The organism is Vibrio marinisediminis, from assembly GCF_014050145.1.
Classification (GTDB): Bacteria; Pseudomonadota; Gammaproteobacteria; order Enterobacterales; family Vibrionaceae; genus Vibrio; species Vibrio marinisediminis.
Genome location: NZ_JACFYF010000341.1, coordinates 1 through 235 on the forward strand (window position 1 = coordinate 1; position 235 = coordinate 235).

Genomic DNA, 235 nt, shown 5'->3' on the forward strand with positions numbered 1-235 from the left:
TGTATTTTCTTTTTTTCCATTTGCAATATATGTAGGTATATTTTTAGCTGCAGTTTTTTGAGCATAATTCAATTTTGATCCCATTCCTCCTCGCCCTTCTGCCTCTCCTTTATTGCTCTCTTGAATGTATTGTTCTACATCTTCTTGGACACCTACATTTGTTATCAATTTACTATTGTTCGAGTGTGGATGTCCATCATAAAGACCATCAATATCCGACAAAATTATAAGCTTA

General features: G+C 33.6%; 1 protein-coding gene. It reads right to left on the reverse strand.

Translation table 11 applies throughout. The features are described 5' to 3' along the window. On the reverse strand, positions 1 to 235 hold a 235-nt coding region (locus H2O73_RS24290), incomplete at both ends, for an amino acid kinase family protein (protein ID WP_220457785.1).